The organism is Leptodesmis sp. (assembly GCF_052746595.1).
In genome coordinates this window covers 74180-88814 of sequence record NZ_JBRAGO010000003.1, presented here as the reverse complement: position 1 = coordinate 88814, position 14635 = coordinate 74180, and the positions used below count along the sequence as shown (strand labels likewise).

The 14635-nt window shown below is 50.1% G+C and carries 14 protein-coding genes; 10 read left to right on the top strand and 4 right to left on the bottom strand.

The genetic code is table 11. The features are described from left to right. Positions 1-488: 488 nt before the first annotated feature. Positions 489-962, bottom strand: coding sequence for a DUF2996 domain-containing protein (locus ACUVQO_RS01495; RefSeq protein WP_445924126.1), 474 nt, complete (start codon positions 960-962; stop codon positions 489-491). Positions 963-1190: 228 nt separating this feature from the next. On the opposite strand from ACUVQO_RS01495, the gene ACUVQO_RS01490 reads away from it, so the two are divergent. From ACUVQO_RS01490 to ACUVQO_RS01470, 5 genes are all read left to right on the top strand, one after another. Next, the gene (locus tag ACUVQO_RS01490) at positions 1191-2033 is read left to right on the top strand and encodes an alpha/beta fold hydrolase (protein ID WP_445924125.1); all 843 of its coding nucleotides are present in this window, start codon (positions 1191-1193) and stop codon (positions 2031-2033) included. 539 nt (positions 2034-2572) lie between these two features. Beyond that, positions 2573-2746: a tetratricopeptide repeat protein gene (locus tag ACUVQO_RS01485; protein ID WP_445924124.1), complete on the top strand. Its 174-nt coding sequence runs from the start codon at positions 2573-2575 to the stop codon at positions 2744-2746. 411 nt (positions 2747-3157) lie between these two features. Continuing rightward, a complete protein-coding gene (gene hemE, locus ACUVQO_RS01480; protein WP_445924123.1) occupies positions 3158-4216 on the top strand; it encodes a uroporphyrinogen decarboxylase in 1059 nt (352 codons plus the stop codon). Positions 4217-4375: 159 nt separating this feature from the next. After that, positions 4376-5341 carry an NAD-dependent epimerase/dehydratase family protein gene (locus ACUVQO_RS01475; RefSeq protein ID WP_445924122.1) on the top strand — a complete coding sequence of 322 codons (966 nt, stop codon included), beginning with the start codon at positions 4376-4378 and terminating at the stop codon, positions 5339-5341. A 207-nt stretch (positions 5342-5548) separates the two neighbouring features. Beyond that, complete coding sequence (locus ACUVQO_RS01470; RefSeq protein WP_445924121.1) at positions 5549-5740, top strand: DUF2949 domain-containing protein; 192 nt, start codon at positions 5549-5551, stop codon at positions 5738-5740. Between the two features lie 4 nt (positions 5741-5744). Here the strand turns inward: ACUVQO_RS01470 and ACUVQO_RS01465 are convergent, their stop codons facing one another. Further along, on the bottom strand, positions 5745-5927 hold the full coding sequence (locus tag ACUVQO_RS01465; RefSeq protein ID WP_445924120.1) for a PCP reductase family protein: 183 nt from the start codon (positions 5925-5927) through the stop codon (positions 5745-5747). A 198-nt stretch (positions 5928-6125) separates the two neighbouring features. On the opposite strand from ACUVQO_RS01465, the gene zds reads away from it, so the two are divergent. Continuing rightward, the gene (zds, locus tag ACUVQO_RS01460) at positions 6126-7595 is read left to right on the top strand and encodes a 9,9'-di-cis-zeta-carotene desaturase (RefSeq protein ID WP_445924119.1); all 1470 of its coding nucleotides are present in this window, start codon (positions 6126-6128) and stop codon (positions 7593-7595) included. Positions 7596-7696: 101 nt separating this feature from the next. Beyond that, positions 7697-8146 (top strand): SRPBCC family protein, encoded by a 450-nt coding sequence (locus tag ACUVQO_RS01455; RefSeq protein WP_445924118.1) that lies wholly within the window; start codon positions 7697-7699, stop codon positions 8144-8146. A 14-nt stretch (positions 8147-8160) separates the two neighbouring features. On the opposite strand, the gene ACUVQO_RS01450 is transcribed toward ACUVQO_RS01455, so the two are convergent. Further along, a complete protein-coding gene (locus tag ACUVQO_RS01450; protein ID WP_445924117.1) occupies positions 8161-9486 on the bottom strand; it encodes a homoserine dehydrogenase in 1326 nt (441 codons plus the stop codon). A 195-nt stretch (positions 9487-9681) separates the two neighbouring features. Here ACUVQO_RS01450 and ACUVQO_RS01445 point away from each other — a divergent pair, with 195 nt between their 5' ends. The 3 genes from ACUVQO_RS01445 to ACUVQO_RS01435 all read left to right on the top strand — a co-directional run bounded on the left by ACUVQO_RS01445 (position 9682) and on the right by ACUVQO_RS01435 (position 13029). Further along, positions 9682-11988 (top strand): hypothetical protein, encoded by a 2307-nt coding sequence (locus tag ACUVQO_RS01445; RefSeq protein WP_445924116.1) that lies wholly within the window; start codon positions 9682-9684, stop codon positions 11986-11988. A gap of 124 nt (positions 11989-12112) precedes the next feature. Beyond that, entirely contained in the window at positions 12113-12787 is a 675-nt protein-coding gene (locus ACUVQO_RS01440) for a cytochrome b N-terminal domain-containing protein (protein ID WP_445924115.1), read from the top strand. A gap of 71 nt (positions 12788-12858) precedes the next feature. Beyond that, positions 12859-13029 (top strand): hypothetical protein, encoded by a 171-nt coding sequence (locus ACUVQO_RS01435; RefSeq protein ID WP_445924114.1) that lies wholly within the window; start codon positions 12859-12861, stop codon positions 13027-13029. 183 nt (positions 13030-13212) lie between these two features. Here ACUVQO_RS01435 and ACUVQO_RS01430 read toward each other — a convergent pair whose 3' ends face one another. Next, on the bottom strand, positions 13213-14586 hold the full coding sequence (locus ACUVQO_RS01430) for an S-layer homology domain-containing protein (protein ID WP_445924113.1): 1374 nt from the start codon (positions 14584-14586) through the stop codon (positions 13213-13215). Positions 14587-14635 lie beyond the last annotated feature (49 nt).

Here is a 14635-nt window from a genome sequence, read left to right as displayed (position 1 = left end):
CTCAGAGTAAAAAATATTTCTACTAGTAAAGGTTATCTAAAACTTGAATTAGTAGACAAATAATCTGAAGCGTTGACCTGACGAATTAACTCATCCGTTCAGGAACCGCTATAATGCTGAGCTTTAATATTAAACCTTGTGCAATATTGACTTTGAATATTCCTGAATATTCAGATCTAATATTCAGATCTGCATGAAAGAATCTGGAAACTAGGAGAACGAGGTAGAGTTTCCAGTTAACTTGACAGTGCGAAGTTCTTCTCCTGAGGGAAAGTGGTAGCAAAAAGGACATTCCAGTCCCAAAGTGGGCGGAATGTCAGAAGCTGGCTGAAATAGACACAACCTATGTTTAACAGAATGTTAGCGTGCTTAATGCTGTACTCAGCGACTTTCCCTGTCAATACCAAGTTTTGGAGTTCCCGTCGTTCTTCCAGTTCGGGAGGGTGCCATTAAGAGCGTAGGCCCGAATAACTAGCAACTCGGGTTACTTAATTTCTAACCAGCCATTTTTGAGCATTCAGGCGTTGTAGTGTCCAGAAGACTAGCAGGTTTAAATCTGACTTACGTTCATCAATGCGGAAAGATTCGAGGGTGCTGGGTTTGCTGCCGCTTTCAGAGTAGGAAAACCCTTTTGCGCCGTTAATGTTTTCATCAAAGAAGTAGAGATTAAACTCGCGGGTCTGCTTGTACCCACTGCTCCAACGTCCAATTACCTGCCAGCATTCTGGCATCTGGCTGAAGCCCACCACATTTACGTTGCGTTTTTCAAAAGACAGGTCAACGGATGGGATGCCCTGCTCCTCGATTCCCTTTTTCAGGGCAGGTAAAAAGTCCTGCTGGATGAAGTCAGCAAAAGGTTTATCTTCTAGCGCAGGCGGCTTGTCTTTCTTGGGTTTGGCTGCTGGTTTAGCGTCTTTGTCGGCAGCGGGAGTAGCTTCTTTAGCGGGAGTTTCTTCTGACATACCTGAGATCAATCCTTATGGGTGGCACAGCAGTAATGTCTCTGGCTAAACAATGAGCCGGATCTGCTTTTGTTTGATTGTACTGGAATAGAAGCAGGCAGAAGTATAGAGGATTTTGTCAGCAACCATTGGGGATTTTGGGTGGAGGGTGGAAGAGTGGGAGGGTGGAAGAGTGTGAAGGTGGGGAGGTAATAATGGAGGGGTAGGGATTGCAAGGCAGGATGGTTGGTGGCTCCAGTGACTGCATCTCCGATCGCGCTCAATGTAATAACTCAAGGGCAGGGATTTCCGATTCTCTGTCTGCATGGTCATCCTGGTTCTGGGCAGAGCCTTGCTGTCTTTACCCGGCATTTATCGCAACGGTTTCAGACGATCGCGCCGGATCTGCGGGGGTATGGCGGTAGTCACACGACGGCAGAGTTTGAGATGCTTGATCATCTGGTGGATCTGAGGGCGCTGCTGGATCAACGGCAGATTCAGCGATGTCTGATTTTGGGGTGGTCGCTGGGGGGGATTTTGGCGATCGAGATGGCGTTGCGATTCCCCGAACGAGTCAGCGGTCTAATCCTGGTGGCCACGTCTGCCCGTCCCTGGGGGAACCATCCGCCGATTAGCTGGCAGGATAATTTCTACACTGGCTTAGCTTCAGTGATCAATCGCCTCAGTCCTGGCTGGCAGTGGAATATTGATCAGTTTGGCAAACGCTCGCTTTACCGCTATCTGGTGCAACAACATACGCCAGAAACGTATCAGTATTTAGCGGAAGCGGCTATGCCTGCTTACTTACAAACTTCACGCTTGGCGACTCGTGCCCTGTTTAGAGCGATTCGGCAAGGGTACAATCGTCTACCTGATCTGGGAAAAATCCAATGTCCTTGTCTGGTATTGGCGGGAGAATGCGATCGTCACATTACTGCCCCCTCCAGTCAGGAAACGGCTGCCTTGCTCCCCAATGCCGAATGGCACTGCTACCCGAATACGGCCCATCTTTTCCCCTGGGAAATTCCCCAAACCGTTCTCTCAAATATTGATGACTGGTTACAGCGCTATCCCCAAAGGGAAAGTTTTTAAGTTGTGAGCTTTTGTTTCCCGATCAGAGAAACTACGGTTCTGGGCTTGGACAAGGTTTAAAACTCACAACTTGGGTTTATGAAGTCTCTATAAAGTTAACTGTGAATCTGCGGTGGATTGAGCAAGAGTCTGTGAATTAACTGACTGTGAGGGGATAGCCGTTACAAAATAATTAAAACCTGAAATTATCCCCACAACAGAGTTAACTGTCTCCAGGCAACGATGGATTTCCTGAATAATACTATGAATGAGTCAACTGTTTCCGTATTGCTCGATGACTTAAAGAATGCCGATGAGGTTGTTCGTGATTGTGCCACTCGCGAATTATGGCGGATGTGGTTTGAGTAAAAAGGGTTGGTGGGGTTAGAAACTCTCCGGCGAGCGTAAATCTTATTAGAGCTACGAGACTTTAACAAGGCTGAAGGCATCTTAAATACCTTGCTGGTGAAACATCCCGACTTTGCCGAAGCCTGGAACCGACGGGCCGTTCTGCATTACATTCAGGGCCGTTATCTGGGGCGATCGCCGATTGTGAAGCGGTGATCCGGCTGAATTCCATTCATTTTGGCGCTTTACACGGTTTAGGACTGTGCCACATGGCCTTGGGTAATTACAAGGCAGCGATTCAAGCCTTTCAACAGGCCTTAGCGGTGCAGCCCTATTCCCTGGAGAATCAGCGGTTGATCCTGGAATGTACGTTTTCTCTGAGCTAAACAAAGGCCAGCGAAAGAGCAGTCGTTTTCCGATTCAGAGAAACTTCAATTCTGGATCTGAACAAGGCTTAACTCCAATTTAAAACACCTTATAGTTTAAAACATCCTATAGGATGTTTTGAAGGCTTGTCTCTTGGTCATCCTGGCAACTGAAGTTGCAGCTATACGGAGCAAACCTGTCGACGCAGGTTACTGAAAGCTTTAATTGTATTGAGTCTGTGTCGGCAGACTGGGTGAGTGTGGCGGCGGTTTTAACCGCTGGATACTGTTCAAATTCCCTCTAAAAGCCAGAGTTTTGCAGCAGGGAGCCCAGTATAAGAAAAATAGTGCAAAACTCCGACTTCCGGGTTAAAGGTAATCCTGGGATGGTAAGCTAACGAATGCACCTAACGAACTAGGATAGATACGTAAATGACTGGGTCAACCCAGATTCCTTACCTGTTAAGAGCGGCTCGGGGTGAAATATTGGAGCGCCCGCCTGTGTGGATGATGCGTCAAGCTGGCCGCTACATGAAAGTCTACCGTGACTTGCGCGATCGCTACCCGTCTTTCCGGGATCGCTCAGAAAAGCCAGAACTGGCGATTGAGATCTCTCTGCAACCATTCCGGGCATTTCGACCCGATGGCGTAATTCTATTTTCCGATATTCTTACCCCCCTGCCAGGATTGGGCATTCCCTTCGACATCGTGGAAAGTCGGGGACCCATTATTGATCCGCCTATTCGATCGCTGGAACAAATTCGTCAGTTACGCCCCTTTGATCCAGAAGAATCCCTGCCCTTTATTCGTCAGATTCTGCAAGCTTTGCGGCAGGAAGTCGGGAATCAGGCGACTGTCTTGGGATTTGTCGGTGCTCCCTGGACGCTGGCTGCCTACGCAATCGAGGGCAAAAGTTCCAAAGATTATACCGTCATCAAAAGCATGGCGTTCAATGAGCCAGCCATGTTGCACGAGTTCCTGGGTAAGCTGGCTGATGCGATCGCCACTTATGTTCGCTATCAGATTGATTCTGGTGCTCAGGTAGTGCAAATGTTTGACTCTTGGGCGGGGCAACTCAGTCCCCAAGACTACGACACCTTCGCCCTGCCTTACCAGCAACGAATTGTGCAACAGGTGAAGGAAACTCATCCTGATACTCCATTGATTCTGTACATCAGTGGCAGTGCTGGGGTGCTGGAGCGGATGGGCAAGTCCGGTGTGGATATTGTCAGTGTGGACTGGACGGTAGATATGGCCGAAGCCCGTCAACGTCTGGGAGCCAATATTGGAGTACAAGGCAATGTGGATCCCTGTGCACTGTTCGGTTCTAAAGAGTTCATTCGCGATCGCATCCTGGATACGATTCGCAAAGCAGGCAAATCGAAACACATTTTGAATCTGGGACATGGTATTCTGCCAAACACCCCCGAAGAGAATGCAGCCTTTTTCTTTGAGACGGCCAAGCATGTGAATCAATTGATTCTCGCCTAGGATTTGGCATTGATGTCACGGATCAAGGTTAATGTGGTTGGTATAAGATGTCGGACACTGAAGAGGGGAGAAGGCATAAAATCCGATACCTCTTAACTCAGATCCCATCCTATGAATCCAACCTGAAACCCAAAACTTGCTATCCATCCTAAGCTCCCGATGACATCCAAACGGATTTTCGTGACTGGTGCCAGTGGCTGTGTTGGTCACTACATAGTCGAAACCCTCATTCAAGAAACGAATCATGATTTGTTTCTGCTGGTCAGAAACCCAGGCAAGCTGAGAATTGACTACGAAGCTCGTCCAGGTATTACTGTCTTGCAAGGAGATATGCGGGAGATTGAGCAGTTCAGCGATCTCCTGAAGACGATGGATTGCGCAATTTTGGCAGCGACGGCCTGGGGTGGGCCGCAGGAGGTCTTTGATGTCAATGTGGTGAAAACCATTCGCCTGTTGAATCTGTTAGATCCAGAGGTATGTGAACAGGTCTTTTACTTCTCTACAGCCAGCATCCTGGATCGCCAGAATCAACTCTTGAAAGAGGCCGGAGATATCGGCACGGATTATGTGCGCTCTAAATATATTTGTTTTCGCCAACTCAGTAAATTGGCGATCGCGCCCAAGATCGTTACCCTATTCCCCACTTTGCTGCTGGGGGGTGACGCACAAAAGCCGTATTCTCATATTTCGGAAGGCATTGCCAAGGAATCTAAGTGGATTAATCTGCTGCGCTTTTTTAGTATTGATGGTAGTTTCCATTACATTCATGCTAAGGACATTGCCCAATTGATCTGGTATTTTCTGGAGCATCCCCTGCTAGAGGATGAGCCGCATGAACTGGTATTAGGGAACCCGGCGATCACTGCAGACCAGGCAATCGAGGAAGCCTGTGCTTATCTCAATAAGCCGATCTATTTCCGCATTCCCCTGACCCAACGCTTACTCGATCTGATTTTTGCCATTCTGAGAATTAAAGTAGGGGCATGGGACCGGTTTGCTATGAAGTATCGGTATTTTATCCACCAAAATCCCATTACCCCTGCTTCCTTTGGTATGCCGACCTATTGTTCTACCTTTGCGGATGTCTTGAAGCTCAGCGGGGTCATGCCTCGTAAAAAACGGTAATCATTCCCAATAGGAATAAATCTTGAATGATAAATATTTACAGTCCTGACGCGACTCTACGCATGGAGTTTTCTATTTGTCATGCTGCCTTAATCACTCTAAATCTATTCGATTTATAAAAAACTGTAAGAATACGTAACCAAACTTTAGAGCCAATTTTGGAAGGTTGTGGTTTAACGGAATGACATAAGAGTTCTTGCAGAGATCGTGGAATCTAACCGCAACACCACTCAACTCATTACCTTTTTGCAGGAAGAGCTAGACCTTTCTGCTACGTCGATCGCGATTGCCCTCCGCCACAGTGAACAAGATCCCGGCCCGCTACCAATGATTCTGTGGCAGTATGGCCTGGTTTCTCTGGAAGAACTAGAGCGGATTTTTGATTGGCTAGAGACTTAAATGATTATTGGCCAAATTCCAGCCTTGCCTGCTCCACGATTTCAGTAGTTACTGTATCCAGATTTGCTTCCCGTGCCAGGTACTCAATCCGTTGTCGGGCCTGAGTTCTGGCAAAAAAGGGGATATTTTTGAACTTGGCTTTTGCTTCAGGAGTCCATTTCAGGCTATTGGGATCAGGGTCAGTCATGGGGCTTGGTTGGTAATAACAACACCTAAAGCCATGCTATCAGGCGTATGACTTGTTAATGGGCCATTGGATCCAGGGTGGCAGGGAGTGAGAAAAACTCTTGATCACCGATCGCTACGAGGTTCATCGTTCCATTAAAATATGTGAAGCAATCTGAGTAGACTGTAATCCTAGCCTCAGATTGAAAGAGGAAGTAAGATGCGAGTTGCGATCGTTGGTGCAGGCTTAGCGGGATTGGCGGCGGCTGTCGAATTGGCCGATGCCGGACACGAGGTAGAAATCTTTGAAGCGCGATCGTTCGTTGGCGGGAAGGTTGGCAGTTGGGTGGATGCAGACGGCAATCATATTGAGATGGGGCTGCATGTGTTCTTCAACAACTACTACAACCTGTTTGCCTTATTGAAAAAGGTGGGCGCGTTTGAGTATTTACTCCCCAAAGAGCATGTTCATACTTTCGTAAATCGGGGGGGCGAACTGGGCCAGTTAGATTTCCGATTTCTCCTGGGTGCTCCTTTTCATGGTCTGAAAGCTTTTTTCACCACCAGACAACTCACCCTACAAGATAAGCTGCAAAATGCGATCGCCCTCGGCACCAGTCCGATCGTTCCTGGTTTGGTGAACTATGACCTGGCGATGAAGTGGATCCGCGCCCTGGATAACATCAGCTTTGCCGACTGGTTCCGCAGTCATGGTGGTTCTCAAAACAGTCTCAAACGGATGTGGGATCCGATCGCCCTCGCCCTCGGTTTTATCGACACAGAACATATTTCAGCCCGCTGTATGCTCACCATCTTTATGATGTTTGCTGCCAAAACGGAAGCATCCCGCCTGAATATGCTGGCCGGTTCTCCTGCCGAGTATGTGCATCAACCGATTGTCAACTATCTGAAAAAGCGGGGTACCAAAATCCATACCCGTCGTCAAACTCGCCGGATTCTATTTGAACAGCAGAATGGCCAGACTCAAGTAACGGGACTGGCGATCGCCAACGGGGACAGCGAAGATATTGTTACTGCTGATACGTATCTGGCGGCTTGCGATGTGCCTGGGATTCAACGATTGCTGCCTTCCAAGTGGCGCACCTGGCCTGAATTTGACAAGATTTACAAACTGGAAGCTGTTCCTGTCGTCACCGTGCAACTGCGATTTGATGGTTGGGTCACCGAAATGCATGACCCGGACAAGCGCCACCAACTGAATCACGCCACCGGGCTGGATAATTTGCTGTACAGTGCCGATGCCGACTTTTCTTGCTTTGCTGATCTGGCGCTCACCAGCCCCAAAGATTACTATCGGGAAGGTCAAGGTTCCCTGATGCAGGTTGTCCTCACTCCTGGCGATCCTTTCATCAAAATGAGCAACGAGGACATTGCCCAGCACGCCCTGAAACAACTTCACGACCTGTTCCCCTCCTCCCGTGACCTGACGATGACCTGGTACAGTGTCGTCAAGCTGGCCCAATCTCTCTACCGGGAACAACCGGGTATGGATCCCTACCGTCCCTCCCAAAAAACTCCCATTCCCAACTTCTTTCTTGCAGGCAGCTATACCGCTCAGGACTACATCGACAGTATGGAAGGAGCTACCATTTCTGGGATGCAAGCCGCTCAAGCGATTTTGGAACCCACAGGCCATCGGGTTCAGGGGCAGGGATTGTTTAAGTATTAGGGAGTGAATGGTAGATGGCCAATAGTAAACCGTAGGTGATGTTCGGTAACGGGCAATGCCTTCTACACTATTCACTATCCACTATTCACTATTCACTTCTCATGTCCACCTGGCTTGAACACACCGTGCAAATTGAAATTGATGCTCCCATTGATCTGGTGTGGAGCCTCTGGTCGGATCTGGAGCAAATGCCGCGCTGGATGAAGTGGATCGAGTCGGTCAAAATTCAGGAGGATGATCCGAAGCTGTCCCGCTGGAAACTGGCCAGTGGGGGACTGGAGTTTAGCTGGCTTTCCCGGGAAGTCAAAATGATCCCGCATCAAATCTTGCAATGGGAATCGGTGGATGGCTTACCCAATCGGGGGGCGATTCGGTTTTACGATCGCGGTGAAAAAGGCAGCATCGTGAAAATGTCCGTTTTCTATGCCGTACCCGGTTTTTTATTCCAGCTCATGGACAAGCTGTTTTTGGGGCGCATTGTAGAATCGACCCTGGAAGCAGACTTGCAACGGTTTAAGGACTACGCAATGCAGATCAAAGCGGCCAGTTAGTACTGGATTAGAATTCATAGAACCCTTAATGTTGTCGGAATATCATTGATGCCGCTCATCGCCCGGATTTCGGCCAGTGCTTTGCGGAAATTGCCTTCTAGGACATCATGGGTGACAACGACAATTTCGGCAGTTTGACCTCGGACATCAGTTTGCACAAGGGATTCCAGGCTCACCTGATGATCGCCAAAGCAGGTGCCCAGCTTACCAATGACCCCTGGGGTGTCCTGAGTTAAGAAGCGGGCATAGAAGCGGGTCGTGAGGGTTTCCATCGGAGCGATCGCGCAGTAGTGCTGATGGGAACAGGCCAGCAGCGGATCGAGTAAGGGTGCGCCGTCAGTCGCTGCACGACTACCACGTTCTACCTTCAAAATTGCGGCAATGTTGAGAATGTCTGACACAACGGCACTGGCAGTTGGCCCTGCTCCGGCTCCCGGCCCAAAGAACATCACCTGACCGATCGGTTCTCCCTCAATCAGGATGGCATTATAGACATCATTCACGCTGGCGAGTGGGTGGGCTTTGGGTACCAGCGTGGGATGCACCCGTACCTGCAATTGTTCTGGTTCATTTTCAGCCTGGGGATTGCGTTTGGCGATCGCCAGCAGCTTGATCACAAATCCCAGCTTCTCAGCATAGGCAATATCGGCAGCGCTCACCTGGCGAATGCCTTCACAGTAAACTTCCGCTCGATTAATCCGACCTCCAAAGGCCAGCGAAGCCAGAATGGCAATTTTATCTGCGGCATCTAGGCCATCCACATCGGCAGTTGGATCAGCCTCGGCATAGCCCAACCGCTGGGCATCGGCGAGGATGTTGGCAAAATCTCCACCCTCCTGTTGCATGCGGGTGAGGATGTAGTTGGTAGTGCCATTGACGATTCCTGTGACAGCCTGCAGGCGATTAGAACAGAGGGATTGCTTCAGGGGTTCAATTACCGGAATGCCACCGCCAACTGCCGCTTCCAGTAAGACATAGACTCCTGCTTCTGCCGCTGCGGTGAAGATTTCATCGCCAAACCGGGCGATCGCCGCTTTATTGGCTGTCACAACATGCTTCCGGTGGGCAATCGCTTTCAGGATCAGCGATCGCGCAGGTTCCAGCCCCCCAATCACTTCCACCACAATATCCACAGCCGGATCCGTAACGATAGAGTCCAGGTCGGTGGTCAACACATGATTGGGAAGGGTAACAGAGCGGGGTTTGTCGAGCGATCGCACGCCCACACGATAGAGATCCAGTTCCTGCACCAGTGGATGCCGCTGGGCCGGATCGAGCAGAATTTGCGCTGTTCCAGTACCAACGGTTCCCAATCCCAACAAACCAATCTTGAATCCCACAGCTTTGCGTCTTCCTAAATCAGGTCATTTCCTCATTATTCTAAGGGAAGGGGGAATCGGAAACTGGGCGCAGGGATCCCCTCCCTTCTATTCCTTCACTTTCCTGAAAATGCTCACACACTTTGGAAGAAGGTAATATATCCTCTTGAAGCCCGGTGACCCCGATGAGGCCTGGGAAGCTGGCCTTTGTCATTTATGCAACTTCTTGACCGACCCACTCCCAGTGTCATTGTGAACGATGCAACTGCTCAAAAGATTTCTGACGTGAACCAGAAGACCTATGCGCGGTTGAAAATGTCGCTCAGGTTAAATTTACGCCGCCAAATTTTTCTGGCCGTCTGTGATGATCTGGAGTTGCGAAATCATCTAGTTGCCAATTTGCAAGCCGAGTTGGCTCCCCGGTTTATCAGCCTGAATCTGAACTTGAGTGACCCTAACCCAATGGCGCAGGTTACCCAGTGGCTGGCGCAGCGGAGACAGGCAGTGGCATACGACCAACCTGCCCCCGCTATTGGTTTTCAAGTCCTGGGTGTCGAACATCTCACGCGCCAGCCTGCTTCGGTTCAGAGACGATTTCTGACCCATTTGCAGGCGATCGAATGTTATCTTCCTGCTCTGGAATGTACGGTATTACTGTGGCTGCCCCGCCCCTGGCTGCGGAGTGTGCGGCAATCAGCACCTACCTTTTGGAATTGGCATACTGCCCTGTTTGAATTTGAGGGGGATCCAACACCTATTCGCTCCCTCTTTAACCCATCTCCTGCCAGTTCCCCAAAAATTGAGCAGCGGGATAGTAAAACCGCGATCGCGCCGCCTGCTCCCCAAGCTACTCCCACTCGGTTGAATGGTCGTCATATCCAACCTCTGATCGGGCAACCCACCGATCAGGTGCTTATTCCCATCGAGCTAGATGACACCGCTTTTCTGAAGCATGCAGCTGAAGAGAAATCCTCATGGGAGGTTCTGACGCAGGATTCAGACCTGGTGCAGCCAGGTGCTGAGTCTGCCTCCATGCTTGAACCTCCTGACGGCATCTCATCCAACCAGGTTCCAGCACCTCTTCAAGTGCCAGAAGCTGCCAACCTGATTCAGCCAGTTGTCACCACACCTGAACAGCCAGACATGATCCGGTGTGAACAGCCTATTCCGGCTGGCGTTTCCCAATTGCAACGATTGATTCTAGAGGCGATCGCTGAGAACGATTCGGCTACGCATCGCATGGGCTGGCAACAGATACAACAGATCGAGCAACTGCATCAGCAAGGTGCGTCGCAACAAGCGTTAGCCGTAAGCTGCTATGCCCTGGCTAGAGGATACCGAGAAAGCTTGGAACAGGGAGATGTGTCTGCTCATACGCTGGCGATCGCGATTGCCGCCCATCAAGAGACACTGGCCTGGCTGGAAGACCATACCGCTCTGGGCGCGGATGTAGCCAATGATTTAGGCAATTTGTATTGGATGCAATCCCGTAGTGCAGCAGAGGCTGATGTGCAACTGGCTAGCTTGGAGCAAGCCATCCAGGCTTATCATCTGGCTCTGACCAAGAGTGATCCCCAGACCACACCGCAAACTTATGCCATGATCCAGAACAATCTGGGGTCTGCCTACGGAGATTTGGCTCAGTATCGAGAACCAGCGGAGAATTTGCAGAAATCGGTGCTGGCCTATGAGACAGCTTTACGCTACCGTACCTATGAGGATGATCCGGCTCGGTATGCTGCTACCCAAAACAACCTGGGAACCGCCTGCTGGAATCTGGCTCAACATCAACAACCTGTGCCTCGCTTGCAGCAAGCGATCGCAGCCTACCAATCGGCCCTGCAGTTCTACACCCCAGAGCAGGAACCAATGGCCTATGCCATGATTCAAAACAATCTGGGAACGGCCTACTGGAACCTGGCTCAGTACATCAAACCTAGCCAGACTCAGAATAGAACCGATTCCGAGCAGTCTCAAGAACGTTTGCTCCAGTTAGCGATTGTGGCTTACCACAGTGCCCTCACTTACCGCACCTTAGAAGCGGCTCCGGCTGCCTTTGCCGCCACTCAAAATAATTTGGGAACCGCCTATTGGGATTACTCCCATCTTCCTGTTACCTCCTCTGAGCAACGCCAGGAACTGGTGCAGCAGGCGATCGCGGCCTACGAAGCGGCGATTGCAGCCGTGGATCAGCTTTCTGCTCAGAATGGCCATCACCCTTCCCTCACCTTTGATGTCTTTGCGACTTACAACAATTTGGGACTGTCCTACTACCAATTAGCCTGCGATCGCCATACCAACTTCAAACCTGCCCAACGCCAGACTTACCTGGAAATGGCGCTCGATCGCCACCTGCAAGCGCTTCAGGGATGGGAAGCGCAATCAGATTTTCATCAATTGACGTTAGGCTATGTTGTGCAAACGCTGCGTGGCTTTTACAACGAGTGTGGCATCCAGGGACAAACGGTTGGCTTATCAAAAATTCCGGCTCCATTGCTCCCCGAAATCATGGCTAAGCTCTAGAGATTGCAGCGATAGGCAACACTACAACTTCTTTCATGTGGCAATAAAGCTTAATATTTCGTTATAGTTCTTTCAGGGAGTCTTAACAAAACTACGAAAATCCTTCACTCTCCCTTAAGTTCCTATGAAAGACTCTGTTTTTGTTCTACGGCGACTTTCGACAATTCTGGCTGTAGCTGTTCTCACCCTGACCTTTACAGCCGCCTTCACAGGCATTTTATTAGCCTTCTATTACCAGCCCACGGCAGGTGGGGCTTATGATTCCCTAAAAGTAGTGACAACGGATGTTCCCTATGGTTGGTTAGTTCGTACTGTCCACGATCGCGCAGGTAACTGGGTGATTGGAGTAGCCCTGATGCAAATGGTGGTGATGTTCCTGGGGGCACGCTTCCGGCGGAGTTGGTTGACGGCCTGGATCACGGGTATTCTGTTTATCCTCTCGGCGGTCGGGTTGGGATGGACAGCGATGATCCTGGATTGGTCACAGATTGGTTTCTGGCGGCTGCGGATAGAGTTAGGCATTCTGGAATCTATTCCCCTGGTTGGTGCTACAATCCGCGATATTCTCACGGGCGGTGGTGGAATTGGTAGCCTGACTGTGGCCCATATGTACACCTTGCATAGCTATGTGCTGTCTCTGGGAGCCGTGGCTTTGGCGATCGTTCATTTAGGCGGCTTGTTGTTGCAAGAGCGAGAAATTGCTCAAACCATTCCAGCAACTGTTCCTGCTGAGAGCCTGCCCGAAGTTGAAGCTACAGACCAGGAGGGTGCAGACGAAGAGGCTACTGCTGTTGCTTAGGTATTTATTCACAATCCTGAAGTGATCTGGGTGAGACAACACAAAGAAAGAACGTTTTAGCTAGAGAGCTTATGTCTGACTTGAATATGCAAGTTTATCTGCTATGTAGCGTGAAAATCATTAAGGCTATTGGAGGCGATCGGGTTGTGTTTTCTGCTGGCCCCCCTGGAACCCGTAAGATCTTGTGGCAAAAGGTCTGTCAATATGTTCAGAAACCTGGTTGCATTAATCGTATGGATTAGAAGAGGGGCCGTAGTCATTGGCCATCCGTCATTGGTTGCTTGTGTCGTTGCAGTTGCCATAGTGTAAATGACAAAGAACTAAGAAGAAAGGTCACTTGTCATAGCCACTGCCTTCTCCAAAGGATGCATGACAAATGACAAATGACCTCCTACTCCCATCGTTATGAATGACCAATTACCTAATTAAGGAATCGTCACACTGCTGTTGAGCGTCAGATTCAAGTCAGCACTGGAATTGATCACAACGACCTCACCAACAGTCCCTCGATCAATGGCTCCACCCACAGCGGCTCCAGCAGCGGCTCCCGTGATCACCTTTTTCGGGGTAACAGTGCGATCTCCCGTAACGGCTGCAGCTCCTGCACCCAGAGCAGCACCAATGGCGGCATCCCGGATGGCTGAACCGAGGTTACGGCCCTGATTTGCACCGACGGCGGCTCCTACAGTTCCAGCCAGGATCAGGTTTCCGGCATTGTGCAAGCGATCGCCGGAAGTACCACCAATAATCGCTGCAACCCCCGTGCTAAGGGCTGCACCACCCAGAATCTTGGTCAAGCTGGGGTCACGCAGTTTTTTTGTGGTTTGGATTACGGAAGAAGAGGCATTAATCGCATAGGAACGACCGTTGATCACGACAGAACGAGCCACAAACTGGGAGCCTCCTTGAATCGGAACTAATTGCCCCACAACCTGACTACCCGCAGGAATGGCCACAGCACCGGATGAATCCCGTACATCCGCAGCCACTGTTACGGTTAAATCAACGGTTTCGTCAGGGCGAATCACAATGCCCTGAGCCGCTGTATAGCTAACAGGAATGCTAGTGCCAGCTACAATCTGGGCTTTCTGCTCAGCTATGGCTCCACGCCCAGCGATATATTGGGCTGGAATGACAGAAGCCACCTGCCCCGTACTCGCCAACGCCTGACAGAGAAAAGCCGAGACATCCGCCCGACTGGCCAGTTGGTTAGGATTCAAATAACGCACATCAGGATAATTAACCACCATACGTCTTTCAGTCGCTGCTGCAATTCCCGCCTGAGCATAACCAGGAATTGCAGAAGCATCAGCATAAATCCCCAAAACAGTAGCAACAGGCTGAGTGGGAGTATAGTTCAAGCCACTGGTCAGAGAAACCAAAACCTGAGCGCGGGGAATATTCTGACTCGGATTAAATACGCCACCGGGATAGCCAGAGAGAAAGCCTGTTTGAGAGGCAAAAGAAATAGCGCTATAAGCCCAGAACGTAGACGGAACATCCACAAACCGGGCTGCCGCTCGAACACGGGCGGCATTGGGAAAGGCTTTACCTACCATTGCCGCATATTCAGCACGGGTGACGGGATTGTTAGGGCGGAAGGTGCCATCGGGATAACCGCTGATGATGCCACGTTGGGACAATTCAGAAATACAGGGTTGTGCCCAACTTCCCTGAACATCAGAAAAAGAAGACTGTGCTTGACTTGGAGTTGCGATCGCAAAAGGTGCCAGCGAACTTGTAACTAATGATGCGGCAACCAGTAAAGCAGGTGAAGACTTGAGATTAATCACGGACATGGAAGGTTCTCTCAACACAACTAACTGTAATGATGGACAAAGGCTAGGG

Excerpts from the sequence above, each read along its gene's own strand:
- ACUVQO_RS01435 (WP_445924114.1), top strand. The coding sequence starts at position 12,859 with ATGTCTGACTTGAATATGCAAGTTTATCTGCTATGTAGCGTGAAAATC.
- ACUVQO_RS01465 (WP_445924120.1), bottom strand. The coding sequence starts at position 5,927 with ATGACTGACCCTGATCCCAATAGCCTGAAATGGACTCCTGAAGCAAAA.
- ACUVQO_RS01495 (WP_445924126.1), bottom strand. The coding sequence starts at position 962 with ATGTCAGAAGAAACTCCCGCTAAAGAAGCTACTCCCGCTGCCGACAAA.
- ACUVQO_RS01455 (WP_445924118.1), top strand. The coding sequence starts at position 7,697 with ATGTCCACCTGGCTTGAACACACCGTGCAAATTGAAATTGATGCTCCC.
- ACUVQO_RS01430 (WP_445924113.1), bottom strand. The coding sequence starts at position 14,586 with ATGTCCGTGATTAATCTCAAGTCTTCACCTGCTTTACTGGTTGCCGCA.
- ACUVQO_RS01475 (WP_445924122.1), top strand. The coding sequence starts at position 4,376 with ATGACATCCAAACGGATTTTCGTGACTGGTGCCAGTGGCTGTGTTGGT.
- hemE (WP_445924123.1), top strand. The coding sequence starts at position 3,158 with ATGACTGGGTCAACCCAGATTCCTTACCTGTTAAGAGCGGCTCGGGGT.
- zds (WP_445924119.1), top strand. The coding sequence starts at position 6,126 with ATGCGAGTTGCGATCGTTGGTGCAGGCTTAGCGGGATTGGCGGCGGCT.
- ACUVQO_RS01445 (WP_445924116.1), top strand. The coding sequence starts at position 9,682 with ATGCAACTTCTTGACCGACCCACTCCCAGTGTCATTGTGAACGATGCA.
- ACUVQO_RS01440 (WP_445924115.1), top strand. The coding sequence starts at position 12,113 with ATGAAAGACTCTGTTTTTGTTCTACGGCGACTTTCGACAATTCTGGCT.